Annotated in this window: 1 protein-coding gene; it reads left to right on the plus strand. The window is 58.0% G+C overall.

All coding sequences use genetic code 11. The features are described 5' to 3' along the window. Nucleotides 1-529 (plus strand): hemagglutinin repeat-containing protein (locus EAE91_RS23745; protein WP_214090571.1); only part of this gene is annotated, 529 nt, incomplete at both ends.

Raw genomic sequence — 529 nt, forward strand, 5'->3', positions numbered from 1 at the left:
GGATTCAGGGGGATGACCGGGTAGCCTTGAAAGGCCGGGATATCATCAGTGCATCGACCGTGCTCGGGGATGAGGCTAACCGCTGGCTGGACCGTCCGGCGGGCATCTATGTGCAGAACGATAACGGCACCTTATCGCTGAGCGCTATCAACAATGTGCAATTAACCGCCAGTGACGTCAAGAATGCCGGTAAAGACGGCCACACCGAGATAACCGCAGGCCATGACCTGACGCTGGACGCCTTAAGCACGCGCCGCACAGAGCAGGGGAATTGGGGGAAAGATAACACTCGCCATCTAACCCAACAACAGGATATCGGCAGCCAGATAACCGGCACCGGTGAGGTGACCCTGCAAGCCGGGCATGACGTGAACGCCACCGCCGCCCATGTCAACGCCGGTCAACACCTGACGGCGCAGGCCGGAAATAACCTGACGCTGACCGCCGGTACAACCTCATCCGACTTAGTGGAGCACAGTAAACAAACCAGTAAAGGCTGGCTGTCGAAATCGTCAGTGGAAACCCACGA

The sequence above is a fragment of the Photorhabdus noenieputensis genome, from assembly GCF_018448935.1.
GTDB classification, from domain to species: Bacteria; Pseudomonadota; Gammaproteobacteria; order Enterobacterales; family Enterobacteriaceae; genus Photorhabdus; species Photorhabdus noenieputensis.